The organism is Bradyrhizobium australiense, from assembly GCF_013114825.1.
Lineage (GTDB): Bacteria > Pseudomonadota > Alphaproteobacteria > Rhizobiales > Xanthobacteraceae > Bradyrhizobium > Bradyrhizobium australiense.
This window is the reverse complement of sequence record NZ_JAAVLX010000008.1, coordinates 326,071-351,876: the sequence shown is the minus strand read 5'-3', so window position 1 is coordinate 351,876 and position 25,806 is coordinate 326,071. Positions and strand designations below refer to the sequence as shown.

Below are 25,806 nucleotides of genomic sequence, written 5' to 3'. Positions count from 1 at the left end.
CGGTGTAGCGTAGCCTTCATCGCCCTCGGCCGATGAGCCTTTCGAGATTTCCGGAATGGCCCCATGGGAAACGGCGTGCATCGCATCGTACATGTAACGCTCCTGCTTCGTTGAGCGTACGCACGATGAAGTCCGGATGTCGCAGAACTTTGCCGACCGCTGCCGGGAATTGTCGCGATCTGTCTCAGGAATGCTGCATTGTCATAGTCCGCGACAGTTGCGGCCTCGGTGATGGCCACTCCTGTCATCCGCTCTTGAACGACCTTGCTCTCAATGCGGCTTCTTAAGTTGCATCAAGTCTGAACAGGCATCTGCGACAATTTGCGACGAAGATGGCTCACCGGGACAAGGTTCTGCGACAGCTTATGCCTAAATTGTTTCAGCCAGATCGGGGAAATCATGCACATGAGGACGGTTCCTGCTCGGGTCGGCCAGCATCCTGCGATCCCGATCTGATGCCGTCACGCTGTCAGTGAAGCCAGCCACAAGCATTTGATTTCGGTCGATCATAGGCGGCCGATACATTCTGTTACACTTTTTCGATGGGTTGGGTGCAGGACTTCAGTATGATCCGGGACGGAGCAAACTAGATGGACTCGGCACCTCACATCGCCGTAGTGGATGATCATCGCGATATTCGCGATCTGGTCGGCAAATACTTGATGCAGCATGGCTACCGCATCAGTCTTGCGGAGAGCGCTGTTGCACTCCGCCGCTTGCTCGAACGAAGTGCTCTGGACCTGGTGGTTCTTGACATCATGATGCCGGGCGAGGACGGACTGTCCCTCTGCCGCCATCTGCGCAGCACCACGGATCTTCCCGTTATCCTGTTGACTGCGATGGCTGAGGAGACCGATCGAATCGTCGGTCTGGAAGTAGGTGCCGATGACTACGTGAGCAAGCCATTCAATCCCCGCGAACTTCTCGCCCGTATCAAAGCGGTGCTTCGACGAGTCCAAAGCCTGCCGCCGCAAAAGGGCCGGCTTGCGACCAAGGTTGTACGTTTTGATCGATGGACCTTTGACGTCAACCGGCGCGAGTTGATGGGAGACGACGGCGTTGCTGTGCCGCTCAGCACGGCGGAGTTCCGCCTGTTGTGTGCATTTCTCGACCATCCCGGCCTGGTACTCAGCCGCAATCAGCTCCTTGATCTGACGGTCGGCCGAGATGCCGACCCGTTCGACCGAAGCATCGACAATCAGGTCAGTCGCTTGCGGAAGAAGATCGAGGCCGACCCGAAAGTACCAGCCTTGATCAAGACTCACTGGGGCGGAGGATACAGCCTCGTCGCAGCGGTCGAGCAGCCATGATGGGCTTGTGGACGCGCAGCCTTGCGGCCCGCTTCATCTGTTTCACGCTGCTGTCCCTCATGCTGTCGCAAGCAATCGTGTTCTTCATTTCCTGGGATGAGCACGGGCAGGCGATTCGGAAGGCCGCCAAAGGCGAGATATTCAGCCGGTGCGCCTCGCTCGCCCGGGTCTTGGAGGCGACGCCTCCGTCGCTGCAGACCGATATCCTTAATGCCAGCAACACCAGTTCAGCGAGATATTGGATATCGACCAACGGTCTGAAGGATGCCTCTGCGTGGCGAGAGGAGGCATGGGAGCGCTTGGCGCAGCCATTGCCGCGCGTGTCCTTTCCCGGCCACAGCGTGGTGAGACTGGATTTCGGCCGAAACACTGCCAGCAGTAGCGGCGTCACCTCCTCACAATGGATCGACCTAAAGCCGGAAGCTTGGCCGCTGTCCCGACCAGCGAAATTTCTTTATCTCGATGATGCCACCGGCATGGGATTGGCCGTTCAGTTGGCTAACGGAGCATGGCTGAACACTGCATTCGCCAAGCCCGCGCAAGACGGCTTCTGGACCTCCAAATCCACCTTGGCACTCGGCCTCTCCGCGTTGTCGTTGTCGATCATTGCCGTATTCGCCGCACGCGGCATCGCGCAACCATTGCGCCGGATCGCCGTAGCGGCCGAGGCCCTCGGTCGTGGTCAGGAGATCGTACCGCTGCCGGAAACCGGCCCCGACGATATCCGACGCACCGCCGAGGCATTCAATCGCATGCAAGCGCGCCTGCACCGTTTCGTCGACGACCGCACCAGAATGCTGGCCGCCATCGGCCATGATCTGCGCACACCTCTGACCTCGCTCCGCTTGCGCGCAGAATTCGTGCCCGACGAAGACATTCGCGAGAAAATGCTCTCCACAATTACCGAGATCCAGACGATGACAGAGGCGACTCTCGCATTCGCTCGTGAAGATGCAACCGCAGAAAACACGCGGACCGTGGACCTCTCGGCTCTCGTGGAAAGTCTCTGCGATGATCTCGCTGAACTCGGTTGTGACATCTCCTTTTCTGAAGGGCAGAAGATCAGCTACAGCTGCCGGCCAGACGCACTGCGCCGCGCGTGCCGCAATCTCGTCGAAAATGCGATCCGGTATGGCGAGCGAGCGCGCGTCAGGGTGGAAAGGCAAACGGATAGCGTCGACATCACCGTGTCGGACGACGGGCCCGGTATTCCAGACGGTGCCAAAGAGCAGGTTTTTACGCCGTTTTTCCGGATTGAGAATTCGCGGAACCGCGAAACAGGAGGCGTGGGTCTCGGCCTTTCCATTGCCCGGACCATTGTCCGCCACCACGGCGGCGATATCGTCTTGACCAACAAGCAGAAGGGGCTGCAGGCGACCATTAGCCTGCCAGCGCTGGACGGCGGGCCGCCTCCTCCCATCAGTCCCCCGGTCGCAGCAGCGAAGGACGTTACTAACGCTCTCGAATCGGAAAAACCTTCGTCGGTTGCCCCGATCTTGCAGCGCGCGTCGAAATCATATTGATCGCCCAGCGGACCGCCGGTGCGCGACAGGCCGGCGAGATGAGAGCGCGCGTCAGTTGTTATGATCGCTGGCGTCCGCTTTGCACTCAAAAGCGGGCGTCCACCTCAGCCGTAGTAGGTCCGCTCTGCGCCAACCGCGGCATTATTGATGAGAGGTGACGCAAAGATGATTGACTTCGAAGGTCACAATTTGTACCGCGCGGTGGTGTATTGCGGAAAGCGGGTGCAATAGGGAACTCGCTACTCACGGATGAGTTTGTTCCTGGGGCCACAGACCTTCAATTCGGAGTGAAGCCATGGAGCATCTCCGCTACCCGAATGAAACCGCCGAGTATCGTGCTGCCAGAAACGCGCTTCTAAACGACGAGATCGCACTTCGTGCTCAGATTGAAGCTGTAGCAGCCAAGCGCCGCGCTTTGCCGCTCGGCGGCGAAGTACCGGAGGACTATGTATTCGAGCGCATAGGCAGGAATGCAGCGCCTGAGAAGGTCAAGATGTCCGAGCTGTTCGGTCCGCATGACACGCTCATTCTGTACAGCTTCATGTATGGGCCCGAGCGGGAGCTGCCATGTCCAGGCTGCACGCACCTGCTCGATGGGCTCGACGGCGCGGCAAGACACATCGGCCAGCGAGCTGCACTTTACATCGTTGCGAAATCCTCAATCGCACGTCTCACCGCGTGGGCTCACGAGCGCGGCTGGGACCATCTGTCGCTTGTGTCGACGGCGGGCAATACCTACGACGCGGATTATTTTGGTGACACGTCGAAGTTTCCCAAGGGCTTGCGTGCACAGCATCGCGTTCCGGACGGCGAGAACTGGGACGAAACGATCTTCAACGTGTTCAAGAGGCGTGGCGGAGCAATCCATCATTTCTGGGGTTCAGAGATGAGCTTCGCACCAACCGAACCCAATCAGCACCATCGCGCCGGGGATCAGGTTGACCCCTTATGGGGTCTCCTCGATATGACGCCCGAAGGGCGTGGAGACTTCTTTCCCAAGGTAAACTACGATTGACCCGGCGCGGTTCTTCGTGCCGCGAAAGTCGGCGGGAGCGTTCCCCTCGGCTCAGAGCATTCACGATGATGGAGCATTGGATACGGACGACATGCCGAAACTTCGTGCGGGCCTCCTTGGCGACGGCCGCTGCAGCGCTCTTGCCAGTTTCCCTGCATGCGCAGGAAGGCTCGCCCACGGAAGTTACACGCAAGTTCATACGGCTGGAAAGAGAACATCGGCCCGTTTACAGTAACGCTGGATGATCGAGGGAGCGACACGATGTCGGCGGCGCCGGTAGTCATATCCGCGGACGCGAACATCCGGGCAAGCGCGATCGGCACCATTGTGCTCGGCTTTGCGGCCGACCCGATGGCGCGCTGGGTTTGGCCTGACTCATCCGAATATCTCAGAGTGATGCCTCGGTTCGTCAATGCTTTCGGCGGTCGGGCTTTCGAGCATGGCACAGCCTACATCACTGAAGGTGCTCGCGCCGCCGCCCTATGGCTGCCACCGGGTGTCGAGCCAGACGAAGCAGAAATGGACGCAATCATGGAGGAGTCCCTGCGACCGGACATTGCCGACGATATTGGGGCCGTCATGAAAGGCATGGCCGAACATCATCCCCGTGAGCCGCATTGGTATCTACCCCTTGTCGCCGCCGATCCGAACTGGATCGGGCAAGGGCTTGGCTCATTGCTGATGAAACACGCGCTTCGACGATGCGACGAGGAGGGCGTCGCGGCCTACCTCGAAAGCTCGAACCCCCGTAACATCTCGCTCTATGAACGTCATGGTTTCAAGATCACCGGCAGAATCCAAAGTGGCTCTTCTCCAGTGATGACGCCGATGTCGCGGCCCGCATCCTGAACGCTCGACTTGACCCAAACCCACTCAAGTGAACGCGACACGTGCGGGTACGATGTGCGCTCCGACGGGGCCTTTGCCCAACACGTGCGGATGAGGGTTTGAGCAGCTATGACGCAGTAGAACTAGGGCGACCTTCGCATAGACCAGAGGATAGCGTTGGTGAGGAGTCGCTGGAAGCGGGCGTCCTGCCAAACTGATGGCTCGTGGCCTAGTGCCGTATAGAATACGCGTCCCTCGCCGTGGAATCGCGTCCATGCGAGCGGCCAACCATAGAATCGTTGATGTACGCCAGTCTTGCCAAGGTCCACCGAGCTTGGGTCGAGGCGCAGCAGCACGCGTGATCGACGATAGTCGAAGTCGCTGATCTGGTAGATCTCGTCCTCGAGCTGCAACGAATTCCCGAGAAAAGCCACCAGAGGATTGCTGGGATCAACCACCCCGATTGTCACGGTCTGATGCCACGGATGACCATTAAAGTAGCCGCCGACGAGGTCGAGATAGTCCGGCCAAGTATAGAATGTGTCGGTCGCCGAATGAACACCGAGGAACCCGCGGCCAGAGCGCACAAAGTTGAGAAGAGTATTCTTTTGCGCGTCGCTCATCGGAAGTTCTCCTGACGTGTAGAACATCACCGCGGCGTAGCGCCCGAGGTTATCGGTGGAGAATTCGGACGGGTCTTCCGTTGCTGTGACTTCAAACACACCCGAATTGCTTGCAAGCTGGGTCAGGATTGCCTTGGAAAGCGGTATGACATCGTGCCGGTAGCCGGCCGAATGTGTGAAATAGAGGACGCGCTCTCGCGGGCCTTCCGCATGCCCGCCCAGTGGTACGATCGCCGCCGCGCCGCCGAGGAGCGCAATGAAATCACGTCGCCTCACAATTCCCTCCGCTAAACCCAATCAGCCAATGTGTTGAAAGAAGCTTAGCACGGATCGGCCTGGCGCTGGTCCCGTGGCATCGCCATTTTTCTGCCGTCCTATGCAACGCCCACGGAAGGCGGCCGCCGTCCACATTTTTCGCGGCTCGGAAAATGGCAATCGCGATGGTCATCCTTCGGTTGGTCCGTCCGCGAAAGCCCGAATTCGAGTGCGCCAATCTGTCCCGCCTTTCGCCCATGGCAGAGGCCGGACGATGCGGTACGCTCGCTGAAAATCAGGGAGCGAACATGCCAGTGAAATTCAATCGCCGTCACTTCATTGCCGCCGGTGCGGCCGGCGCCGCGACGCCTTTCCTCTCGCGTGGTGCCTCGGCGCAAACCGCGTGGCCGTCGCGGAATATTCGCATGGTCTGCAGTTACCCGGCGGGCGGGCAGACGGACCTGCTCGCGCGCGCCTTCGGCGATTTCATCTCCAGGCAGGTGGGAAAGACCGTCGTCATCGAAAACAAGGCGGGCGCCTCCGGCTCGATCGGCGCGGCTGACGTCGCGCGCGCGGAGCCGGACGGCCACACGATCCTGTGCTCGATTTCGACCACCTATGTGATGAACCGGGTCATGATGAAGAACCCCGGCTACGACATGGACAAGGACCTGACGCTCGTCAGCATCATTCCGGGCGCCGGGCTGCTGCTGGTCGCGAGCCCGGCGTCCGGCGTCAAAACGCTGGACGATTTCGTCGCGTTTGCGCGCAAGAAGGGCCAGGTGAACTTCGGGACCTATAGCGCGGGCTCGGCCCCGCACATGACCATTAATGAGCTCAACAAGCAGTATGGCCTAAAAATCGAACCGATCCACTACCGGGGCGAAGCGCCGATGTGGACGGGTCTTCTGGACGGCACGCTCGATGCCGCGATGGGCAGCTACACCGCCGCGCAAGCCGTCCTGCAAGGCGACAAAGGCATTGTGTTCGCGGTTCATTCGAAGAAAGTCGCCGCGATCCCGAACGTCAAGACGCTGCCCGAACAAGGCGCGACGTCGAAATTCTTCACCGTGAGCGGCTTCACCGGCTGGGCATTGCCGAAGCCGACGCCGCAGCCGATCGTCGACCGGCTGGCCGAACTCTGTGTCGCGGCCAACAGCGATCCGAAAGTGAAGGAAGTTCTCGCCACGTTCGTGCTGGAGCCGGCGCTCGGCTTCAAGGAAAGCAATGCCTTGTATCAGCGCGAATTACCAACCTGGATCGAGAGCGCGCAGGCCCTCGGCTTGGAGCCGGCGTAGCGTTTAACGGGTACTCGTAGGCGGCAAAGCGAAGCGTGCCCACCATTACCCGGGGAGTGCTGATGGTGGGCACGGCGCCAAGGCGCCTTTGTCCACCTACGAACTCACTTCATCCCCGTGCAGCTCGCATAGAACGTCGTCGTCGCCGGCCAGTCCGAGAACATGCCGCGGATGCCGACCTGTTTTGCCAGCACGTCGAGCACCGTCAGCGTATCGCCGTCACGGTCAATCACCGACTTGATCGACTTGTGGTAGAAGCCGCCGCCCTTGTTGAGGGGGCCGTCGCGTTCCAGCGACCAGCCGATCAGGTCGAGGCCGGCGGCCTTGGCCGCCTTGGCGTATTCGGACGGCACGATTTCCTTTTTGTCGTTCAGCGTCAGCATGGTCCAGATCGGCGGGCCCAGGATCGCGACGCCTTGCGCCTTCAATTCCGCCATCGACGGTTTCCATGTCTCGGGCTTGTTTGGATCGAGGCCCTGCTTTTCATAGCGCTCTTCGAGATAGACCGCCTGTTTAGCGAATTCCGGTTCGGTCTTCACCCAGTAGAGGATGTCGGCGACATCAAAACTTTGCGCGAACACGTCTGATGGCGGAACGCCGGCCTTTTTGTAGGCGTCCAGCATCTGCGACGCATATTTTTCCTGGGTGTAGTCGCCGTCGAACGGCATCGGCACCTCCGGCGCTTTGAGCTCAGGCGTGAACTTGGCGCCGAGACTCTTGATCAGTGCGATGCTCTCGTCATGGGTCATCAGCGTGCCGGAATTGGCGTAGAGATCGGTGCGCCAGCGTGGCGTGCCGTTCTGGTATTCCGCCGGTGTTTTGGCATCCGGATTGAAGCCGTCCATCTTGGCGCTCAGCATCCGGAATTCGGCGAGCGTGATGTCGCTCGTGCAGCACTTTGCGGAGGCTTTCTTGCCGGCCGCGGGATCAGCCGGGCCGAAGGGTTGCGAGCATTTTGCGGCAAGCTCCGGCACGGTCAGGATGTTGGTGGTGGTGTGCAGGTCGCATTGCGAGTGGCGGCACACGAGCTGGCGGTCTCTTGTAAAGGTGACGTCGCATTCGATGATGCCGGCGCCCATCCGGGCGGCGGCGATATAGGACTCCTTCGTATGCTCGGGAAATTCCAGCGCGGCGCCGCGGTGGCCGATGGAGAAGTCGGTCTTGCGAAACGGCCCCGTGCACTGCGCAAGCTGCGTCTTCAGCGGCCCGTCCTTCATCTTGTCGACGAGATAGAACGGCCGCGGCCCGATCTGCGGCTCGCGCGGCAGCAGGATGTCCTCGGCCGCTGCGGGGAGGATCGCGGTGACGAGCCAGAGCGCCGAGAGGAGAGCGGAGCGATGGTGGACGGGCATGGGTGGCACCTCGGATAATGCGTTGCGCGCGGACTTGATATCACGGAGCATATGACGGTTGGATGTTGCAAGGGATGTGTAGGATGGGCAAAGCGCAGCGTGCCCACCGTCATCCCAACAACGCTGAAAGAAATGGTGGGCACGGCGCTGCGCGCCTTTGCCCATCCTACAAGAACAAAAAATAGGGAGAATCAAATGCCCGCAGCCTTTTTCTTCGTCGTCCGCGCCACCGTGTCCGATCCCGCCAAGCGCCAGGCATTCGATGCCTGGTATTCGCGCGAGCATCTGCCGGATGCCATGAAATCGTTCGGCGCCGTGAAGGCGTGGCGCTACTGGAGCACCACGGACCCGTCGCTGCACCACGCGATGTATCAATTTCCGGACCAGGCGGCGCTCGATCGCGCGATGGCGGGGCCGGAGTTGAAGCGGCTTGTCGCCGATTTCAACCGCGATTGGCCCGACGTGACGCGAACGCGCGAGGTGCTGGTGCTGGTGGAAGAGCTTGTGGCGTGAGGCGACGACGTATCCGCCTGGCTCGTCAAGCGAGACAGATCGTGACATGCGCGGTGGATACAGCAAAGCCGCGGTAGCAACAAAAGTTCCGCTGCGCGCAACAGCGCACGAAAATAGACGTGCGTCGGCTTCGATTGCGGTGAAGCTGAATGCGTAATTCAGCGCGCGTTCATCTACATGGATCGAAACTCATCTTTCTGCACACAGCGAACGGAGGAGGAGATGTGATGGAACGCCGCCACTTTCTGAAACTCGCCTTTGGATTTGCCGCGGGCGGTGTCGCGCTCGCAGCGAGCGCGCAGGCCGCGCCGCTGATGCCGGCACCGCTCGCTGACGATGCCAAACTTCCCGCCAACAGGGATGCGCAACCCGCCGTCACGTCAGGCGATGAGGTTGATCGTCTCACGCCCGAGGAAGTGCGCTGGGGCCGCGGCTGGCGCCGCCGGCACTGGGGCTGGCGCCGTCGTCATTGGGGTTGGCGTCGCCGTCGCTGGCGCCGCAGATATTGGGGCTGGCATCGCCGCCGTCATTGGCGCCGCCGCTACTGGCGCCGGCGTTATTACAGATAAGCCGTCGCCAGGAGTTGCTCGGACAGGCAATAAAAAAGCCCCGCGCGAGCGGGGCTTTTGTCGTGCTTTCGAAAGTCAGTAAGCGCGGCAACGGCCGTAACGCCACACGGTGCCGTAGGGGCAGCCGCGACCGGGGCGTACCACAACGACCGGCGGCGCCACCACACGCGGCGGCACTACCACAACGCGGCGATTGGGTTGGCAGCCGCCATAGGGGCCGCGATGCCAGCCGGGGCCGCATCCCCCCGCGGCTTCCGCCGCGCTGAAGCTGGCAACGGTGCCCAGGGCCAAAACTGCTGCGAAAAGGTACTTCATGTTTTCTCCCGTTCTTGGCCGCGAGGCGGCACGGTTCGGAACTTAGTCACGAACACCTGAACGGAACATGAATGTCGTGATTTGTCATGGGGCTACGGCCAGAAATCCGAGCACCAGCTCGTTGTATTTCGCCGGCGCCTCCAGAAACACCAGGTGCCCGGTGTTCGCAATCACCTCGGCCCGGCCGTGTGCCATCCTGGCGGCGAGCGTCTTGGCCAGCTCGGCGTTCTGCCCCATCTTCGGGCGCAGCGCCTCCGGCGCATTCGCTTTTCCCGGCGCGTTGTAATCGTCGGCGCCCATCACGAACAGCGTCGGCTGCGTGATCAGCGGGATCTCGTGCACGACAGGCTCGCGATAGATCATCTGTGCCGAACTGACGAACGCGCGCAGCCAGCGCTGATATTCGGCGCTGCCCTTGATATTGAAACGTGCATCGATGAAGGGCGTGACCTGTTCGGGCGGCAGTTTTAGGGCGTAGTTCGTCTCGAGCTGCTTGCGATAGGCTTCCGCTGTAAGCTTATCTTCGTTCTCCAAAATCTTTTCGGTCGGCGTCGGCGGCACGTAGAGCCGATAGTCCTCCAGCCCGATCGGAGCTGTCAGCACCAGATGCGCGATCCGGTCAGGGTAGGCGCGTGCGATCCGCACGCCCAGCATGCCGCCGAGCGAATGCGCCACGATGTCGGCCTTTGCGATTTGTAAGTGATCGAGCAGCGCGATCGTGTTGCGCGCCAGCGTATCGAAATGCAGGTCGCCTTGCGGCTTTGACGATTTTCCGAAGCCGATCTGGTCAGGCACGACCACGCGATAACCGGCATCGCTCAAGGTCTTGGTGACCGGCGCCCAGTAGCTCGATGGAAAATTGCGGCCGTGCAGCAGCACCACGGTGCGCCCGTTCGGCTGCGCGGGAGCGACGTCCATGTAGGCCATCCGCATCTGCTCGCCGTCGTTGACCAGCGGCAGCATGTGGACGGGATAAGGGTAGCCAAAACCTTCGAGACCGATGCCGTAGGGTTCGCGTTGCGCGGTTTCCGCGGCCCCGGCCGGCAGCAAAGGCTGAGTGCAAAGGGCGGCGGTGAGCACGCCGGCAAGAATTGGTCGCATCGCAAACTCCATCTGAAGATGGAGTTGTATTGATGCCGATGTCAGATGCGGTAAAGGCCGCGCGGTTCACATTTTGCGGAGATTTTTCGGAGATCAGGAGCCATTCGGCCTTCAGCGCGGTCTTGCAATTGCCTGCGTTGTCCGTCGTGTGAACCAGTTTGAGCTGGCGGCGGTCATCGATTAGGTAATAGTGGTTGCCGTTGATGCCTTCCTCGTTGAGCACGATGAGGCGGCTATCGGCCCCGTTGAAAGTTCAAGAGCCCTGGTTTGGTTGCTCGCTTCCAAACAGCGCCGCAAATCGCTTTTCGCCGGTGCGGGTGAAATTCACCACGCGGCTGCCGAGCGCGGGATCGCGCGCCGCCCAGTTCAATTCGGTGAAGCGGTTCATCACCGCAGCTCCCAGCGTGCCGGCGAGATGATGCCGCCGTTCGCTCCAGTCGAGACAAGCCTTGCATATCGGACGGCGCGGGTGGGCGAGCCTATCAGCGTCGATCTGCAGCGCCTCGGCCATGAAGCGCTTGCCCTCGCCGGTAAGTTCGATGGATTGCTTGGTCTGGCGGACCAGCCGCTGTTTGCGCATGCTATCGAGCATCTGCACGCCGAGATCACCGGCGAGATGATCGTAGCAGATCCGCGCCCGGCGCAGCGCCGGCTCCTTCGGCCCGGTGCGCACGCGCGTATGCCCGGCGCGTTCCGCAAGTCCGGCCAGTCCTTCGAGCACGCCGGCGACATCGGGGCCGGTGAGGCGGTAATAGCGATGCCGGCCCTGCTTCTCGGGCTCGATCAGCCCGCCGGCCTCGAGTTTGGAAAGATGCGAACTCGCGGTTTGCGGCGTGATGCCGGCCTGGTGCGCCAATTCGCTCGCGGTCAGCGCGCGGCCGTCCATCAGCGCGGTCAGCATGTTGGCGCGGGCGGGATCGCCGACCAGGGAGGCGACCAGGGCGATATCGGGACCTGCTTTCATAGTTCGATGATAGACGAAGCATCGATGACGCGCAAGCGGGTATTCTCCGATCGAAGCAACGGGCTCCGTCATTGCGAGTGAAGCGAAGCATTCCATCTCGCCACAAGCGGAGGAATGGATTGCTTCGTCGCTGTCGCTCCTCGCAATGACGGCTACAAACACCGGAGATATGAAATGACTATCACCGTCTTCATCCGCTATCAGCTCGACCCGTTCAAGCGCGCGTTGTTCGAGCAATATTCAAAAAACTGGCTCACCATCATCCCGAAATGCGGCGGTGACCTGATCGGCTACTGGATGCCGCACGAGGGCACCAACAACATCGCCTTTGCGCTGATCTCGTTCGACAGCCTCGCATCTTATGAAAGCTACCGCGCGCGGCTGCGGGCGGACAGCGAAGGTAAGGCCAATTTTGAGTTCGCCGAGGAGAACAAGTTCATCCTCGCCGAGGAGCGCACCTTCCTACGCAAGGTCGCGGCGTGAGGCGTCTGGCGGAGCAGACGTTGCGTTCCTATGTAGGCGGCGCCAACAAACATTAGGGGAGCACCCATGCTGACATCTGCTGACAAAGGCGCCGCGTTCAGGAAATTGCACGAGAGCGGATGCTTCATCATTCCCAATCCCTTTGACGTCGGCAGCGCGAAGGCGTTGCAGCATTTCGGCTTCAAGGCGCTGGCTTCGACCAGCGCGGGCTTTGCCTGGACTCTTGGCAAAGCCGACAACCGCGTCACCGTCGACGACGTCTGCGCCCATCTCGCCGCGATCTCTGCGGCGGTCGACATTCCCGTCAATGCCGACTTCGAGGACGGCTTTGCACACGAGCCGGACAAGGTCGGCGCCAATGTCGCGCGCGCCGTGAAGACCGGCGTCGCCGGCCTGTCGATCGAGGATTTTACCGGAGACAACGCAAAGCCGCTGTTCGATCGTGCGTTGGCCATCGACCGGATCCGCGCGGCGCGCCAGGCCATCGATGCCGACAATAGCGGCGTCCTGCTCACCGGCCGCTGCGAAGCATTCCTGCGCGGGCAGAAGGATTTGAAGCTAGTGATCGACCGGCTCACTGCCTATGCCGAAGCTGGCGCCGATTGCCTCTATGCGCCGGGCATCGCGACGGCGGAAGAAATTTCGGCTGTCGTGAAAGCGGTGCATCCAAAACCCGTCAATCTCCTGGTCGGCGCGGCCGGCCCGTCGCTGAAAGCGGCCTCCGACCTCGGCGTCCGCCGCATCAGCGTCGGCGCGTCGCTGGCGCGGATGGCCTGGAGCGGCTTCATGAAGGCATCAAAGGAGATGGCGGAGCAGGGGACGTTCACCGAATTTGCCAACGGCTATCCCGGCGGCGACATCAACAAGATGTTCAGTTAGCCGCGCCGGCGAGGCGCAAAAAAACAGCGGGCATTGAGCCCGCTGCTTTGTTGGCGTGTGTGTCTAACTTACTGCTTGGCGCGATCGACCTCGGTGCCGGTCGGGTTCGGCGACGGCGGCGTCGGGCGATTGGTCGCGGCGCCCGTGGTCGTTCCCGGCTCGGTATTCGCGCGCGGCGTTACATCACGCATGCCGGGAGGCGCCGCGGGGTTGGCCGGCTGCGTCTGCGCGGTCTGGTTGGTCGGCGAGGTACCGGCCTGCTGCACGGTGGTGTTGTTGAGGCCATAGAACAGGGCGCCGAGTACGACCGCGATGGCAACGGCGAACATCGCGACCTTGGCGCCACTCGGCGGACCTTCGGTCAGCGCGGGATCGGGCTGCAACTCGTTATCGAGACTGTTGAAGCGGGCCTGACGGCGGACTTCTTCATCGCTCAGGCCAGCGCGGTAAGGATCGTTAGGATCGGGTTGGTATGCCATGAATCGGTTCCTCCGTTAGCATTCCAAGCTAATGGTTGGCGCGACCGGATGTTCCGCGCCAACGTGGCAACCCCGTAATGTTGGAACCGCCAAGTCCCTAAGTTCCTGATGTGTCCGGACACGATCACTTGCGCCGCGCCTTTGCGACTTCCGCCGCCGTCACCAGCGGTGCCGCATTGCCCCAGGCATTGCGGATGTAGTTAGTCACGTCGGCAATCTCCTGATCGGTCATCTTGGCGGCATAGGCCGGCATCGATCCCTTGTTGGGCACGCGCGGCGTCGTCACGGTCTCGGCGCCGTCGAGAATGACACGCAGCGTGCTCATTGCATCGGCGGATTGCAGATTGGCGTTGCCGGGCAGCGGTGGATAGATCCGCGGCGCGCCCGATCCGTCCTTTTCGTGGCAGGCGAGACAGGCGCCGTTGTAGAGCTTTTCGCCCGCGGCCATTTGCGAAGGTGAGGGCGGGGTGACCTTCGGCTCCGGTGCGCCCGCCGGCAAATCCTTCAGGTAGATCGCGATCGCCCTGACATCCGCATCGCTCATCTTCGAGGTCGAATTGATCACGACCTCCGACATCAGCTCGCCGGCATTGCTCTTGGCATTGCGGCCGCTCTGCAGATATTCGGCGATGTCTTCCAGGCTCCAGGATTTCAGGCCGCTGCGCTCAGCGGCATCGAGTCGCGGCGCGAACATGCCCGCGACCCGCCCGCCGCCATAGGCCTGGCCGCGCTTGTCCGCGCCGAAAAAGTTCTTCGGCGTGTGGCAGGCGCCGCAATGGGCGACGCCTTCGACCAGATAGCGGCCGCGATTCCATTCCGCGCTCTTCGCCTGGTCCGGCATCAGGATGCCGGGCTTGAAGAACAGCCAGTTCCAGCCGCGCATGACGAAGCGATGGTTGAACGGCCAGCGCAGCTCGGGCGCGGGGGTCTTGCTGCGTGTCGGCGTCAGCGTCGCCAGATAGGCGCGGATTGCAAGAATGTCCTGCCGCGTCAGTTTCGTGAAATTCGCATAGGGGAAGGCCGGGTAATAGCGGGAGCCGTCGCGCGCCACGCCGAAGCGGAGCGCGCGGTAGAAATCGTCATCGCTCCATGCGCCGAGCCCGGTCTCACGATCCGGCGTCAGGTTGGGCGCATAGATGCCGCCGAACGGCGTGTCGATCCGCTTGCCTCCGGCGAACGGTTTTGCGGGATCGGCGGTGTGGCAGCTTGCACAGTCGCCGGCGTTCGTCAGCGCCTTGCCGCGCGCGATATCGTCAGGCGTCGGCTCGGGCTTGAGTTGCTCGCTGGATTGGGCGCGGTCTTCGCCAACGGCGAACGCAGTGCACAAAAGCGCTCCGGCAAGAACTCCGGCAAGAATCGTCCGCGTGATCCGGCGTGGTCCCTGCACCATCTGGCCTCCCAAGCCGTTATAGCGCGAAGCGCATCGAAGAGCACCTCACGCCATTTCGCGCCGAGGCTTCCGGACGACACAAACCGAAATGCGCTGCCGTTATTCCCGGCACGAAATTGCGATCTTTGAAAGCACGGCTCAGGAAGCGAGATTTGTGGTGCGCCCACGTAAAAATCCGACATAGACTGGTTCTAACGAGTTCAGATGACTAGCTAAAAACAGTCGTCGCGATCGCGGCGCAAGGGCAAAGAGGGCTGCAATGGGAATCAACCAGGGTCCGATCAGTCTCGATCAGAAGTACACGCAAGGGTCCGGCCAGATCTTCCTGACCGGTATCCAGGCGCTGGTGCGCCTGCCGATGGCGCAAATTCGCCGCGACCGCGCCGCGGGGCTCAACACCGCGGGCTTCATCTCCGGTTACCGCGGCTCCCCCTTGGGCGGTTACGACCAGCAGCTCTTCGCCGCCCGAAAACATCTCGAACAATACAACATCAAGTTTCAGCCCGGCGTGAACGAGGACCTCGCGGCGACCGCGATTTGGGGCTCGCAGCAGCTCAACCTCTCGCCCGGCGCCAAATATGATGGCGTGGTCGGCATCTGGTACGGCAAAGGCCCCGGCGTTGACCGCTGCGGCGACGTGTTCCGCCACGGCAATACGGCCGGCTCGGCCAAGAACGGCGGCGTGCTCTGCCTTGCCGGCGACGACCACGGCGCAAAATCCTCCACCGTCCCGCATCAGTCCGACCACGCCTTCATCTCCGCACTGATGCCTTATCTCTATCCTTCCAGCATCCATGAAATGATCGAGATGGGCCTGCTCGGCATCGCGATGTCGCGCTACTCCGGTTGCTGGGTCGGCATGAAGGTGATCACCGAGACCGTGGAGACCACGGCCGAGATCGATCTCACCGACGAGATGACGCCTTTCGTCATTCCGACCGATTTCGAGATGCCGCCGGGCGGTCTCAATTTGCGCTGGCCCGACGATCGCTATGCGCAGGACCTTCGCCTGCAGGATTACAAGGGCTTTGCCGCCATCGCTTTCGCGCGCGCCAACAAGATCAACCGCATCACCCTGGATTCGCCGAATGCCCGCTACGGCATCATGGCGTCGGGCAAAAGCTACGAGGACATCCGTCAGGCGCTGCGCGAACTCGGGATCACCGAGGAGGTCGCCGCCAAGATCGGGCTCAGGCTTTACAAGATCGGCATGCCCTGGCCGCTGGAGCCCGAAGGCGTGCGCAATTTCGCCGTCGGCCTCGAAGAAATCTTCATCGTCGAGGAGCGCCGTGAGATCGTCGAGAACCAGGTCAAGCAGGAGCTGTTCAACTGGCGCGATGACGTCCGGCCGCGCATCGTCGGCAAGATGGACGACCACGACAAGCGCTTCCTGACCTTTGCCGCCGAACTTTCCGTCGCCTCACTGGCGAGTTCGCTGACCGAACGATTGCTTCGACTTAATCTCAATCCCGAAATCGCCGCGATGCTGCGCGCCAAGGCCGACTGGTTCAACGGCCGTCAGGCGACCCAGATGCAGGCGGTGGCGCCCGTCACCCGCACCCCGTATTTCTGCTCGGGCTGCCCGCACAACACTTCGACCAAGGTGCCGGAAGGCAGCCGCGCCTTTGCCGGGATCGGCTGTCACTTCATGGCGCTGTGGATGGACCGCAACACCGAGACCTACACCCACATGGGAGGCGAGGGCGTGCCGTGGGTCGGTGTCGCACCCTTCACCAAGGAAGAGCATGTGTTCGCCAATCTCGGCGACGGCACCTACTTCCATTCGGGCAGCCTCGCGATCCGCCAGGCGATCGCCTCGGGCGCCAACATCACCTACAAGATCCTCTATAACGACGCGACCGCGATGACCGGCGGCCAGCATGTCGACGGCGAATTGTCGCCGCAGCAGATCACCTTCCAGCTTCATTCGGAAGGTATCCGCAACATCTATCTCGTCTCGGAAAACCCCGACGCTTATCCGGCCTCCGAGATCGCGGCCGGCGTCAAGACGGCGCATCGCGACGAGCTTCAGGACGTCATGAAGACCTGCCGCACGCTCAAGGGCACTTCGGCGATCGTGTTCGTGCAGACCTGCGCCGCCGAAAAGCGCCGTCGCCGCAAGCGCGGCCTGATGGAAGACCCGGCGCGCCGCGTCATCATCAATCCGGCGGTGTGCGAAGGCTGCGGCGATTGCTCGGTGCAGTCGAACTGCATTTCGGTCGAGCCGCTGGAAACCGAGATGGGCCGCAAGCGCATCATCAACCAGTCGACTTGCAACAAGGATTATTCCTGCCTCAAGGGCTTTTGCCCGTCCTTCGTCACCATCGACGGCGGCAAGCCGCGCCGCCGTGCCCCTGCAAGCCTTGGCGACATCGGCGATTTGCCGGAGCCGGCTTCATTCCCCTCGTTGGAGCGGCCCTACAACATCGCCGTCGGCGGCGTCGGCGGTACCGGCGTCTTGACCATCGGTGCGCTGCTCGGCATGGCCGCCCACATCGAAGGCAAGGCCAGCATGATCCTTGACATGTCCGGCCTGGCGCAGAAGGGCGGCGCGGTGCTCAGCCACGTTCGTCTTTCGGAACATACCGCCGACGTCACCTGTTCGCGCATCGTCACCGGCACCGCCGATCTGGTGATGGCCGCCGACGAGGTGGTGGCCGCCGCCAAGGACACCATTTCGCTCTGCGAAGCGAGCCGAACCGTCGGCGTCATCAATACCCACGTGATCCCGACCGCCGACTTCATCCTCAACCGCGACTTCAATTTCCAGAGCCGCAAGGTCAACCACGTGCTGGAGACCGAGCTGCGCAAGGATTCTTCGTTCTACGATTTTACCAAGCCGGCCGAAGCGCTGCTCGGCGATTCCATTGCCACCAACATCATGATGCTGGGCTATGCTTACCAGAAGGGCCTACTGCCGCTGTCGGCGAAGGCGATCGAGCAGGCCATCGAGGTCAACGGCGTCGCGATCAAGATGAACACGCAGGCCTTCCAGCTCGGCCGTCTCGCCGCGGCTGATCCGGCGCGGCTCGACGCCATGATGAAGGGCCAGGACGAGCCGGTGGTCGCGAAGACGCTGGACACGATGTCGCTCGACGAGATCATCGCCCACCGCAGCGCATTCCTGAGCGATTATCAAAATGCCGGGCTCGCCGAGCGCTATCGGAGCCTCGTGAAGCGCGTGCGCGATGCGGCGATCGATGGCGGTTATGGCGACACGCTGCCGCGGGCGGTCGCGGTTAATTACGCAAAACTGCTGGCCTACAAGGACGAGTACGAAGTCGCACGGCTGTTCACCGATGGCCGCTTCGAAAAGCAGCTCCGCGACCAGTTCGAAGGCGAGTTCAAGTTCAACTTCAATCTCGCGCCGCCGATCCTCGGCGGCGGCCTCGATGCGCTCGGCCGCCCGAAGAAGCGCGCGTTCGGCGCCTGGATGATGCCGGTGTTCCGGACATTGGCGAGCTTGCGATTCCTGCGCGGTACGCCTTTCGACATTTTCGGCTACAGCGCCGACCGCAAGCTCGAGCGCGAGCTGATTGCAGCTTACGAGAAGGATGTCGCCACCATACTCAGTGTGCTATCGCCGATCACGCACGACACCGCCGTCGAGCTCCTGTCCTTGCCGGACCGCATCCGCGGCTTCGGCCCGATCAAGGAAAAGGCGGTCGCAGACGCGAAAGCCCGCCACGCCCAACTCACCGCCGACCTCGCGAACCCGCCGCCCGCGCCAAGGCAACTCGCGGCGGAGTAAATCTCGTGTCCCGGACGCGGCGCAGCGCATCGCGGTGCGCCGCAGAGCCGGAACCCATCTCACCACATCGGCCCCGGCTCGCCAGCGCAGCACTGTCGCGCCGCGCTGCGTCCGGAGCATGCTGGCCGCGCAGGGTGGGGCAAAGGCGCAAGACGCCCTGCCCATCATCCATCAACATGGATAGTGCTTAACGGTGCGCACGCTTCGCTTAGCTTAGCCCACCTGCGCGCTTCGCTTTGCCTGCTCATGGTCCATTTGGCTGGTCGGAACTCATCAAATTCGCGATGATCAAATGCCCGTCTCGGTGCACACCATGGATTAAACCCACAGATTGCACGAGGTTGGCATGGCGCCAACGACCGCCGCTCGGGCTCTTTCGAGGGCATGGAAAGAGGGCTACACTTTCAGCCGGTGAGCTCCAACCCGACGTGCCGAAATCCTGCGAAGGGGGCGACGTCCGTGCCTGGCAGCAATCATTTCGCATTCATTCGAGACTAATTGCAGGCGCGCTTTGCCGCGCCTGGCCCGACACGCATGGCCGCAGTGCGCGCCTTGCGGGCACGGACGCAACAAACAGACACTGGAGAAATGAGGAGGGACGGGGAGGCATCTGATTTGGAGCCGCTTTGGATGATCACTCGTAGGGCTTAGAGGAGACTCACGATGAACGTGAAATCGGGACGAACCTTGTTTGCCGCCGGCCTGATTAGCGCAGCGCTCGCAAGCAGCGCGATCGGACAGCAAGACGAAAAGCTCGGTAAGGTAACTTTCCCTACCTCCTGTGATCCTAATGTGCAGGCCGAGTTCGACCGCGGCGTCGCCATGCTTCATTCGTACTGGTTTTTGATTGCCCGTCGAAAGTTCGAAGGGATTTTGCAGCAGGATCCCACTTGCGCCATGGCGCATTGGGGGGTGGCGATGGACTTCCTCGGCAACACCCTTGCAACCACACCGACGCGAACCGAGGCGCAGGCGGGTTCGGAAGCCATCGAAAAAGCGAGGGCTGCCGGGCCGAAGACTCAGCGTGAGCGCGACTGGATCGAGGCGCTGGGCACCTATTTCCGCGACCATGATAAGGTGCCTGTGAATACCCGGCTGACAGCCTACAGTGCTGCAATGGAGAGGATGGCTCAAAACTATCCTGACGACTACGAGGTGCAGGTCTTTTACGCGCTGGCGCTTCAATCGTCGGCACCGAAAGGCGACCTCACCTACGCCAATCAGATCAAGTCGGCGGCGCTTCTCGAAAAACTCTACGAGCAGAACCCGCAGCACCCAGGCGTGACGCATTACCTCATTCACGCCTATGATTTTGCGCCGCTTGCCGAAAAGGGAATCGCGTCAGCGCGACGCTACGCCGGCATCGCGCCGGCCGTGCCGCACGCGCGGCACATGCCATCGCACATCTATTCGATGGTTGGGCTTTGGGAAGAATCCATTGCCTCGAACGCGTCGGCGCTTGAGATTCAGCCGGACTACTATCATGCGTCCGATTTCACAGTCTACGCACATCTGCAGCTTGCGCAGGATGCCAAAGCGGAGGCGATGATCAAGAAGTCGCTCGCCACCGCCGACCGCGGCGATCGTCCGATCACCTTCGGCAATTTCACCGCCAAGGCTGCGATGCCGGCGCGTTACGTCGTGGAGCGCGCGGATTGGGCCGGCGCTGCCGCTTTGCCGGTGATCACGACCCAATATCCCATGGCGGACTCTTTGATCCGCTTCACGCGCGGACTGGGCATGGCCCGTACCGGCGACCTTGCCGGAGCGAAGCAGGAGATCGAAGCGATGAAGGCGTTGCGAGCGACACTGCAGCGCGCCGACCAATCTTACTGGGCGGACCGGACCGAGGAGCAGATGCTTGCCATTTCGGCGTGGATTGCACTGAAGGAAGGTGCGACCGATCAGGCGCTGCGATTTATGCGAGCCGCGGCTGATGGCGAAGACGGCAGCGTCAAGCATGTGGCGATGGAGAATCGTCTCTATCCGTTCCGCGAATTGCTGGCCGAATTACTCCTTGAGACGGAACAGCCCGCTGCTGCGCTGAACGAGTTCGAGACCGCACTCAAGCAGACGCCTAACCGCTTCCGTGCGCTCTGGGGAGCCGCCCGTGCTGCCGACGGCGCGGGTAACCGCCAAAAAGCATCCGAGTACTTCGGCAAGCTGGTGGACTTGGCCAGGAACGCCGATACGGAGCGGCCGGAAATCCGTGCGGCCAAAGCATATTCACAAGACACGATAGGTAGCGCACGAAATTGACTCTCGGCTGCGTGGGCCCAGCGCTTCGCAGCCATCAGGTCGAGAAGATGACGATGATCCGCGCAGTCGCATTGGCAATAATGCTCGGCGTGCTGGTGAGCGGCGTCGCCGCCCATATCGTCAGCTGGCCGGGCTGGCGGACCGCGACTGTACCGCCGTTCGGCGCGGCGGTAACGCCGGCTGAGCCGACCGCCACCACTGACGCCTGGCCGATTTGCACCACCATGGCATCCGTTGCATCGGACGCCGACTGGGCACAACTCGATCCCGATTTCAAGGCCGGCAAGAGGGCTCTAGGCTCAGGGAATTGGAACGGCGCAATCGCAGCGTTCGAGCTCGCTGCGCTGCGCGACCCGACGAATGCCGATATCCAGAACTACATCGGCTATGCCTATCGGCGGCTGCGTCAGATGGGTCCGGCGATTGGCCATTATCAGAAAGCATTGCTGCTAAATTCCCGCCACCGCAGCGCGCACGAACATCTGGGTGAGGCTTATCTGGTGCTGGGCGAGCCGGCAAAAGCACAGCAGCTGCTGGCGGCGCTGGAAAATCTCTGTCTGATTCCCTGCGAGGAGTACGACGACCTCAAGCGTGCCATTACCGCGTACAAGACACTAGCTGGGCATTGAGATCAATTTATCCGCCGCCCGCGCCGCATCAGGTCGTGGCCGAGTAAAGGGCTGAGTAGGGGTAGCGGATCCTCACACATCCTTTTTCCATGAGTCATGGGCAGAGTAGGGTGGGCAAAGGCGCGCTTGCGCGTGCCCACCATCTAGCACGATGGTGGGTACGCGGAGCCTGTCATCGGGCGCGCATTCGTGCGACCCGATGGCTTCGCCCACCCTATGCGCAATAGCGTTCGCGCGATCGCGTTTCCTTCAGCTCAGATCGGTTGGGAAGTCGCAGCTTGCCAGCGGACGTCATCAATCCTCAACCACGCCGTATTAACGACGAGACCATTTGCTCGCTCAAGCAACGTGAGCAACGACTAGCCTCTAGCTAGCAGTCGATGTATAATCGTTGCTATGGGTTGGGATGCGAAAGACGTAGCACTGCTCAAAAAACTCTGGGGCGATGGCCACAGTGCCGGCCAGATCGCAAGTCGATTGGGCTATAGCCGCAATGCCGTGAGCGCCAAGTTGAAGCGCATGGGGCAGAAGCGCGGTCGTAAGCCGCCAACCGCGAACCCCAGGATCGTGTCGGTGCCGAAGCGAAAGGCGGCGCTGTTGGCGGCCTGTGCCCGCCCGGCGGACAAGGTCGTGTCGCCGCGCAAACCGGCAGCAACGCAGCCCAAGGAATTCACCAAGCGCCAGCTTTACGCGATGCTGGTTGATGCGGTCAGGAATACGGGCTGACGCTTGCTGTTTTGCCCGTCGGCAAATCAGCGGGCGCCGATCGTGCAGTGCGCTCCAAAATCGCATAAACCCGCTGCGCCAAAACACGAATTTCACCAATCGATTCAACGTGATTTGGGTCGTCCCGATTGCGCGGCAAAAATATTCCGCTTCTCATTTTGCGCAAATCAGCTTCCTTTACGCGCCATCCCGCCTCATGAAGAGGGGCGTACGCGTCGTCACGATACGTGGAGTGCGGAGAGCGGTGGACGCGAGGGCGCTCGCGCGCGCGAGGCATTGCAGGGCGGCCTTGGGGCCGTGAGCGATCGATTGTCGCGCAGGACGAGCGGCGCATTTCGCGTACGGCAAAACCGTGTGGTCCTGGCACCCGTGGCTGGTGTCAAGCTGGCGGAGGTTGTTCGAATCCAACCGGGTTCGATCAGCCGCTAATCCGGCAGCGACGGAGGCAAAAGGAATTCGTCTCCGGGGAGAGCGCGGCATAAGCCGTCAAACCATTGCGCAGGGAAGGCCGGTTGTTTCGGCTGATACCTGTATGCTCGTGTGCGTATCTTTGCGGATCCTTGCACACGAGACCGCGGGTGCCAGCCAGCATCCGGCCTTCCCTGCCGCCCTCTCGACAAGGAGGGGCAAGCGATCAGGTACAGCTCGGGCGCGTCGCGCTGCGAGAACGCATGGGTGTGAAACGTGAAGCCCAACGGCGGAACGCACGCTCCGGCCCGATAAGATTTCCGCGGATAATCATCCCGACTTGAGTCCAGTCGCTACCCTCTCGCCCGGCGGAATATTTCCGCGCTTGCCAAGGGGGCGGCGACAGGCCAGAAAAACTTTCGGAAAGAAGAAACGCCAACGGAGAACGATTTGACCATCAAAGGCAAAGCCTACATTGCCGGGATCTACGAGCATCCCACCCGGCACGCACCTGATAAATCAACGGCACAGCTGCATGCCGAGGTCGCCAAGGGCGCGATCGAGGATGCGGGCCTCACCAAGGCCGATATCGATGGCTATTTCTGCGCCGGCGACGCTCCCGGCGGCGCTTGGCCGATGGTCGATTACCTCGGATTGAAGGTGCGCCACGTCGATTCCACCGAAACCGGCGGCTGTTCCTATTTGATTCATCTCGGGCACGCGGCGGAGGCCATCGCGGCGGGCAAATGCTCGATCGCGCTGGTCACGCTCGCCGGCAAGCCGCGCACCGGCCCGATGCCGCCGCGCGCCGCCGGAGCCGAGGCCGATTTCGAGGCAGCCTATGGCGCCACCACCCACAATGCCTACGGCATGTGTGCCATGCGCCATATGCACGACTACGGCACCACGAGCGAGCAGCTCGCCTGGATCAAGGTCGCGGCCTCGCATCATGCGCAGTACAACCCGCACGCGATGCTGAAGGAGGTCGTCACCGTCGAGGACGTCATCAACTCGCCGATGATCTCGGACCCGCTGCACCGGATGGACTGCTGCGTCGTCACCGACGGCGGCGGCGCGATGATCGTGACCACACCGGAAATCGCCAAAAGCCTGAAGAAGCCGCTGGTGCGCTTGATCGGCCATGGCGAGGCGATGAAAGGCCCGCGCGGTGGCAAGGATCTCGATCTCACTTATTCCGCCGGCATCTGGTCCGGCCCGCGCGCGTTCGAGGAAGCGGGCGTGACGCCGAAGGATATCAAATACGCCTCGATCTATGACAGCTTCACCATCACGGTGCTGATGCAGCTCGAAGACCTCGGCTTCTGCAAGAAGGGCGAGGGCGGCAAGTTCGTCGCCGACGGCAATCTGATCTCCGGTGTCGGCAAGCTGCCGTTCAACACCGATGGCGGCGGTCTCTGCAGCAATCACCCGGTGAATCGCGGCGGCATGACCAAAATCCTCGAAGCGGTCCGCCAATTGCGCGGCGAAGCGCATCCGAAGGTGCAGGTGCAAAATTGCGACCTCGCGATCGCCCATGGCACCGGCGGACTTCTCGGCGTGCGTCACGCCGCCTCAACCTGCATTCTGGAGCGCGTGTAATGGCTGAAGCAAAGAAATATCCGGCTCCTGTGACCAATCCGGAGACCGCACAATTCTGGGAAGCGGCCAAGGCCGGCAAGTTCATGATCAAGCGCTGCACGGCTTGCGGCGACCGGCATTACTTCCCGCGATCGATCTGCCCGTTCTGTTTCTCGGACAAGACGGTGTGGGAGGAAGCTTCCGGAGAGGCGACGATCTACACCTATAGCCTGATGCGCAAATCGCCGACCGGTCCCTATGCGATCGCCTATGTCACGTTGAAGGAAGGTCCCTCGCTGCAGACCAATATCGTCGATTGCGATCTGGAGAAATTGAAGATCGGCCAGAAGGTGAAGCTGGTATGGAAGCCGACCGACGGCGCCCCGCTGCCGTTCTTCACGGCGGCTTAGCCTACAAAGTACCTTCCCCCCTTGCGGGGAAGGTGGCAGCGAAGCTGCCGGAAGAGGGGTGTCTCTCCGCGCAAGAGATGAATCTGCGGAGGCAACCCTCTCCCAAGGGAGTCTGCGGCTGGTGCCGTCGCGGCCCTCTCCCACAAGGGCGAGGGCGCATCAATTGGCAGCGCCAAGGAACAAGAATTGAGGACGACGGCAATGCCGATTAACTACGAACAGCTCATGGCCCTCAAAAACCTCGGCCAGAAATACGCCTATACCGACCGCGAGGTGATGCTCTACGCCTATGGCATCGGCATGGGCGCCGATCCGATGGATGAGAACGAACTTGCTTTCGTCAATGAAGGCACCTTCACCCCGCGTCCCCTCAAGGTCGTGCCGACCTTCGCCTCGGTGGCGGCCTGGGGCTCAAGTCCAGGCGAGATGAACCTCAACCGCGTCATGGTGGTCGACGGCGAGCGTGACATCACCTTCTACAAGCCGCTGCCGAGCGCGGCGAAAATCACGGCCGACTCGACCGTGCTCGACGTCTTCGACAAGGGCAAGGACAAGGGCGCGGTGATCCGGCACCAGACCGTGCTGAAGGACGAGAACGGCGACAAGTTGGCGACGCTGGTGGCGTCGCGATTCGCGCGCGGCGACGGCGGCTTTGGCGGGCCTTCCGAAGGCCAGCCCGAACCGCACAAGGTGCCGAGCCGCGCGCCCGACAAGATCGTCGATATCACGACGCGGCCGGACCAGGCACTGGTCTACCGCCTGTGCGGCGACCGCAATCCGCTGCACAGCGATCCCGAGTTTGCGAGGAAGGCCGGCTTTCCGCGGCCGATCCTGCACGGCATGTGCACCTATGGCATCACCTGCCGCGGCGTGCTGCAGACCTACGCCGACTACGATCCGTCCGCCTTCAAGCAGCACGTCGCGCGGTTCTCCTCGCCGGTCTACCCTGGCGAGACCGTGACGATGGAATTGTGGAAGGACGGCAACATCATCTCGTTCGAGGCCAAGGTGAAGGCAAGGGGCGTCACCGTGATCAAGAGCGGCAAGACGGTGCTGGGTTAGCACCGCCGTCATTCCGGGATGGTCCGAAGGACCAGACCCGGAATCTCGAGATTCCGGGTTCGCTTCGCGCCCCGGAATGACGGCAA

23 protein-coding genes are annotated in these 25,806 nt (G+C 61.8%); 16 read left to right on the top strand and 7 right to left on the bottom strand.

The window, feature by feature from the left end; translation table 11 throughout:
• Positions 1–590 precede the first annotated feature (590 nt).
• The 4 genes from HCN58_RS25810 to HCN58_RS25795 all read left to right on the top strand — a co-directional run bounded on the left by HCN58_RS25810 (position 591) and on the right by HCN58_RS25795 (position 4,697).
• Complete coding sequence (locus HCN58_RS25810) at positions 591–1,310, top strand: response regulator (RefSeq protein WP_171582175.1); 720 nt, start codon at positions 591–593, stop codon at positions 1,308–1,310.
• Positions 1,307–2,833 carry a sensor histidine kinase gene (locus HCN58_RS25805; RefSeq protein WP_171582174.1) on the top strand — a complete coding sequence of 509 codons (1,527 nt, stop codon included), beginning with the start codon at positions 1,307–1,309 and terminating at the stop codon, positions 2,831–2,833. The genes HCN58_RS25810 and HCN58_RS25805 overlap by 4 nt, the downstream gene beginning before the upstream one ends.
• A 295-nt stretch (positions 2,834–3,128) precedes the next feature.
• Positions 3,129–3,848: a DUF899 family protein gene (locus HCN58_RS25800; RefSeq protein ID WP_171582173.1), complete on the top strand. Its 720-nt coding sequence runs from the start codon at positions 3,129–3,131 to the stop codon at positions 3,846–3,848.
• Positions 3,849–4,109: 261 nt separating this feature from the next.
• Positions 4,110–4,697 (top strand): GNAT family N-acetyltransferase, encoded by a 588-nt coding sequence (locus HCN58_RS25795; RefSeq protein WP_171582172.1) that lies wholly within the window; start codon positions 4,110–4,112, stop codon positions 4,695–4,697.
• A gap of 122 nt (positions 4,698–4,819) precedes the next feature.
• Here the strand turns inward: HCN58_RS25795 and HCN58_RS25790 are convergent, their stop codons facing one another.
• The gene (locus tag HCN58_RS25790; RefSeq protein ID WP_171582171.1) at positions 4,820–5,575 is read right to left on the bottom strand and encodes a ThuA domain-containing protein; all 756 of its coding nucleotides are present in this window, start codon (positions 5,573–5,575) and stop codon (positions 4,820–4,822) included.
• 287 nt (positions 5,576–5,862) lie between these two features.
• Here HCN58_RS25790 and HCN58_RS25785 point away from each other — a divergent pair, with 287 nt between their 5' ends.
• On the top strand, positions 5,863–6,852 hold the full coding sequence (locus tag HCN58_RS25785) for a Bug family tripartite tricarboxylate transporter substrate binding protein (RefSeq protein ID WP_171582170.1): 990 nt from the start codon (positions 5,863–5,865) through the stop codon (positions 6,850–6,852).
• Positions 6,853–6,956: 104 nt separating this feature from the next.
• Here HCN58_RS25785 and HCN58_RS25780 read toward each other — a convergent pair whose 3' ends face one another.
• Positions 6,957–8,204, bottom strand: coding sequence for a glycerophosphodiester phosphodiesterase family protein (locus HCN58_RS25780; protein ID WP_171582169.1), 1,248 nt, complete (start codon positions 8,202–8,204; stop codon positions 6,957–6,959).
• Between the two features lie 195 nt (positions 8,205–8,399).
• Here HCN58_RS25780 and HCN58_RS25775 point away from each other — a divergent pair, with 195 nt between their 5' ends.
• Complete coding sequence (locus HCN58_RS25775; protein ID WP_171582168.1) at positions 8,400–8,717, top strand: hypothetical protein; 318 nt, start codon at positions 8,400–8,402, stop codon at positions 8,715–8,717.
• Between the two features lie 227 nt (positions 8,718–8,944).
• Positions 8,945–9,286, top strand: coding sequence for a twin-arginine translocation signal domain-containing protein (locus HCN58_RS25770; RefSeq protein WP_171582167.1), 342 nt, complete (start codon positions 8,945–8,947; stop codon positions 9,284–9,286).
• A gap of 75 nt (positions 9,287–9,361) precedes the next feature.
• Here HCN58_RS25770 and HCN58_RS25765 read toward each other — a convergent pair whose 3' ends face one another.
• The 3 genes from HCN58_RS25765 to HCN58_RS25755 form a co-directional block, all read right to left on the bottom strand.
• The gene (locus tag HCN58_RS25765; RefSeq protein WP_171582166.1) at positions 9,362–9,601 is read right to left on the bottom strand and encodes a GCG_CRPN prefix-to-repeats domain-containing protein; all 240 of its coding nucleotides are present in this window, start codon (positions 9,599–9,601) and stop codon (positions 9,362–9,364) included.
• An 84-nt stretch (positions 9,602–9,685) separates the two neighbouring features.
• Positions 9,686–10,702, bottom strand: coding sequence for an alpha/beta fold hydrolase (locus tag HCN58_RS25760; RefSeq protein ID WP_171582165.1), 1,017 nt, complete (start codon positions 10,700–10,702; stop codon positions 9,686–9,688).
• A gap of 253 nt (positions 10,703–10,955) precedes the next feature.
• Complete coding sequence (locus HCN58_RS25755; protein ID WP_171582164.1) at positions 10,956–11,666, bottom strand: metalloregulator ArsR/SmtB family transcription factor; 711 nt, start codon at positions 11,664–11,666, stop codon at positions 10,956–10,958.
• A gap of 174 nt (positions 11,667–11,840) precedes the next feature.
• On the opposite strand from HCN58_RS25755, the gene HCN58_RS25750 reads away from it, so the two are divergent.
• Together HCN58_RS25750 and HCN58_RS25745 are read left to right on the top strand one after the other, a co-directional pair.
• The gene (locus HCN58_RS25750) at positions 11,841–12,149 is read left to right on the top strand and encodes an NIPSNAP family protein (RefSeq protein WP_171582163.1); all 309 of its coding nucleotides are present in this window, start codon (positions 11,841–11,843) and stop codon (positions 12,147–12,149) included.
• A 66-nt stretch (positions 12,150–12,215) separates the two neighbouring features.
• Complete coding sequence (locus HCN58_RS25745; protein WP_171582162.1) at positions 12,216–13,028, top strand: isocitrate lyase/PEP mutase family protein; 813 nt, start codon at positions 12,216–12,218, stop codon at positions 13,026–13,028.
• 68 nt (positions 13,029–13,096) lie between these two features.
• Here HCN58_RS25745 and HCN58_RS25740 read toward each other — a convergent pair whose 3' ends face one another.
• Positions 13,097–13,507: a hypothetical protein gene (locus HCN58_RS25740; protein ID WP_171582161.1), complete on the bottom strand. Its 411-nt coding sequence runs from the start codon at positions 13,505–13,507 to the stop codon at positions 13,097–13,099.
• A 124-nt stretch (positions 13,508–13,631) separates the two neighbouring features.
• Positions 13,632–14,897, bottom strand: a complete 1,266-nt coding sequence (locus HCN58_RS25735; RefSeq protein WP_171582160.1) for a c-type cytochrome — start codon at positions 14,895–14,897, stop codon at positions 13,632–13,634.
• A gap of 259 nt (positions 14,898–15,156) precedes the next feature.
• Here HCN58_RS25735 and HCN58_RS25730 point away from each other — a divergent pair, with 259 nt between their 5' ends.
• From HCN58_RS25730 to HCN58_RS25700, 7 genes are all read left to right on the top strand, one after another.
• Positions 15,157–18,648 (top strand): indolepyruvate ferredoxin oxidoreductase family protein, encoded by a 3,492-nt coding sequence (locus tag HCN58_RS25730; RefSeq protein ID WP_171582159.1) that lies wholly within the window; start codon positions 15,157–15,159, stop codon positions 18,646–18,648.
• Between the two features lie 687 nt (positions 18,649–19,335).
• Entirely contained in the window at positions 19,336–20,907 is a 1,572-nt protein-coding gene (locus HCN58_RS25725; RefSeq protein WP_235983869.1) for a hypothetical protein, read from the top strand.
• Positions 20,908–20,954: 47 nt separating this feature from the next.
• On the top strand, positions 20,955–21,536 hold the full coding sequence (locus tag HCN58_RS25720; protein ID WP_171582157.1) for a tetratricopeptide repeat protein: 582 nt from the start codon (positions 20,955–20,957) through the stop codon (positions 21,534–21,536).
• Between the two features lie 396 nt (positions 21,537–21,932).
• A complete protein-coding gene (locus HCN58_RS25715; RefSeq protein ID WP_171582156.1) occupies positions 21,933–22,262 on the top strand; it encodes a GcrA family cell cycle regulator in 330 nt (109 codons plus the stop codon).
• 858 nt (positions 22,263–23,120) lie between these two features.
• Entirely contained in the window at positions 23,121–24,269 is a 1,149-nt protein-coding gene (locus HCN58_RS25710) for a thiolase family protein (RefSeq protein ID WP_171582155.1), read from the top strand.
• Entirely contained in the window at positions 24,269–24,658 is a 390-nt protein-coding gene (locus tag HCN58_RS25705) for a Zn-ribbon domain-containing OB-fold protein (RefSeq protein WP_171582154.1), read from the top strand. Before HCN58_RS25710 ends, HCN58_RS25705 begins: the two co-directional genes overlap by 1 nt.
• Positions 24,659–24,859: 201 nt before the next feature.
• Complete coding sequence (locus HCN58_RS25700) at positions 24,860–25,720, top strand: MaoC/PaaZ C-terminal domain-containing protein (protein ID WP_171582153.1); 861 nt, start codon at positions 24,860–24,862, stop codon at positions 25,718–25,720.
• Positions 25,721–25,806 lie beyond the last annotated feature (86 nt).

Coding starts and splice junctions, on each gene's coding strand:
- HCN58_RS25780 (WP_171582169.1), bottom strand. CDS start 8,204: ATGCCCGTCCACCATCGCTCCGCTCTCCTCTCGGCGCTCTGGCTCGTC.
- HCN58_RS25750 (WP_171582163.1), top strand. CDS start 11,841: ATGACTATCACCGTCTTCATCCGCTATCAGCTCGACCCGTTCAAGCGC.
- HCN58_RS25735 (WP_171582160.1), bottom strand. CDS start 14,897: ATGGTGCAGGGACCACGCCGGATCACGCGGACGATTCTTGCCGGAGTT.
- HCN58_RS25720 (WP_171582157.1), top strand. CDS start 20,955: ATGACGATGATCCGCGCAGTCGCATTGGCAATAATGCTCGGCGTGCTG.
- HCN58_RS25740 (WP_171582161.1), bottom strand. CDS start 13,507: ATGGCATACCAACCCGATCCTAACGATCCTTACCGCGCTGGCCTGAGC.
- HCN58_RS25785 (WP_171582170.1), top strand. CDS start 5,863: ATGCCAGTGAAATTCAATCGCCGTCACTTCATTGCCGCCGGTGCGGCC.
- HCN58_RS25800 (WP_171582173.1), top strand. CDS start 3,129: ATGGAGCATCTCCGCTACCCGAATGAAACCGCCGAGTATCGTGCTGCC.
- HCN58_RS25700 (WP_171582153.1), top strand. CDS start 24,860: ATGCCGATTAACTACGAACAGCTCATGGCCCTCAAAAACCTCGGCCAG.
- HCN58_RS25795 (WP_171582172.1), top strand. CDS start 4,110: ATGTCGGCGGCGCCGGTAGTCATATCCGCGGACGCGAACATCCGGGCA.
- HCN58_RS25775 (WP_171582168.1), top strand. CDS start 8,400: ATGCCCGCAGCCTTTTTCTTCGTCGTCCGCGCCACCGTGTCCGATCCC.
- HCN58_RS25755 (WP_171582164.1), bottom strand. CDS start 11,666: ATGAAAGCAGGTCCCGATATCGCCCTGGTCGCCTCCCTGGTCGGCGAT.
- HCN58_RS25810 (WP_171582175.1), top strand. CDS start 591: ATGGACTCGGCACCTCACATCGCCGTAGTGGATGATCATCGCGATATT.
- HCN58_RS25760 (WP_171582165.1), bottom strand. CDS start 10,702: ATGCGACCAATTCTTGCCGGCGTGCTCACCGCCGCCCTTTGCACTCAG.
- HCN58_RS25715 (WP_171582156.1), top strand. CDS start 21,933: ATGGGTTGGGATGCGAAAGACGTAGCACTGCTCAAAAAACTCTGGGGC.
- HCN58_RS25745 (WP_171582162.1), top strand. CDS start 12,216: ATGCTGACATCTGCTGACAAAGGCGCCGCGTTCAGGAAATTGCACGAG.
- HCN58_RS25770 (WP_171582167.1), top strand. CDS start 8,945: ATGGAACGCCGCCACTTTCTGAAACTCGCCTTTGGATTTGCCGCGGGC.
- HCN58_RS25730 (WP_171582159.1), top strand. CDS start 15,157: ATGGGAATCAACCAGGGTCCGATCAGTCTCGATCAGAAGTACACGCAA.
- HCN58_RS25765 (WP_171582166.1), bottom strand. CDS start 9,601: ATGAAGTACCTTTTCGCAGCAGTTTTGGCCCTGGGCACCGTTGCCAGC.
- HCN58_RS25805 (WP_171582174.1), top strand. CDS start 1,307: ATGATGGGCTTGTGGACGCGCAGCCTTGCGGCCCGCTTCATCTGTTTC.
- HCN58_RS25705 (WP_171582154.1), top strand. CDS start 24,269: ATGGCTGAAGCAAAGAAATATCCGGCTCCTGTGACCAATCCGGAGACC.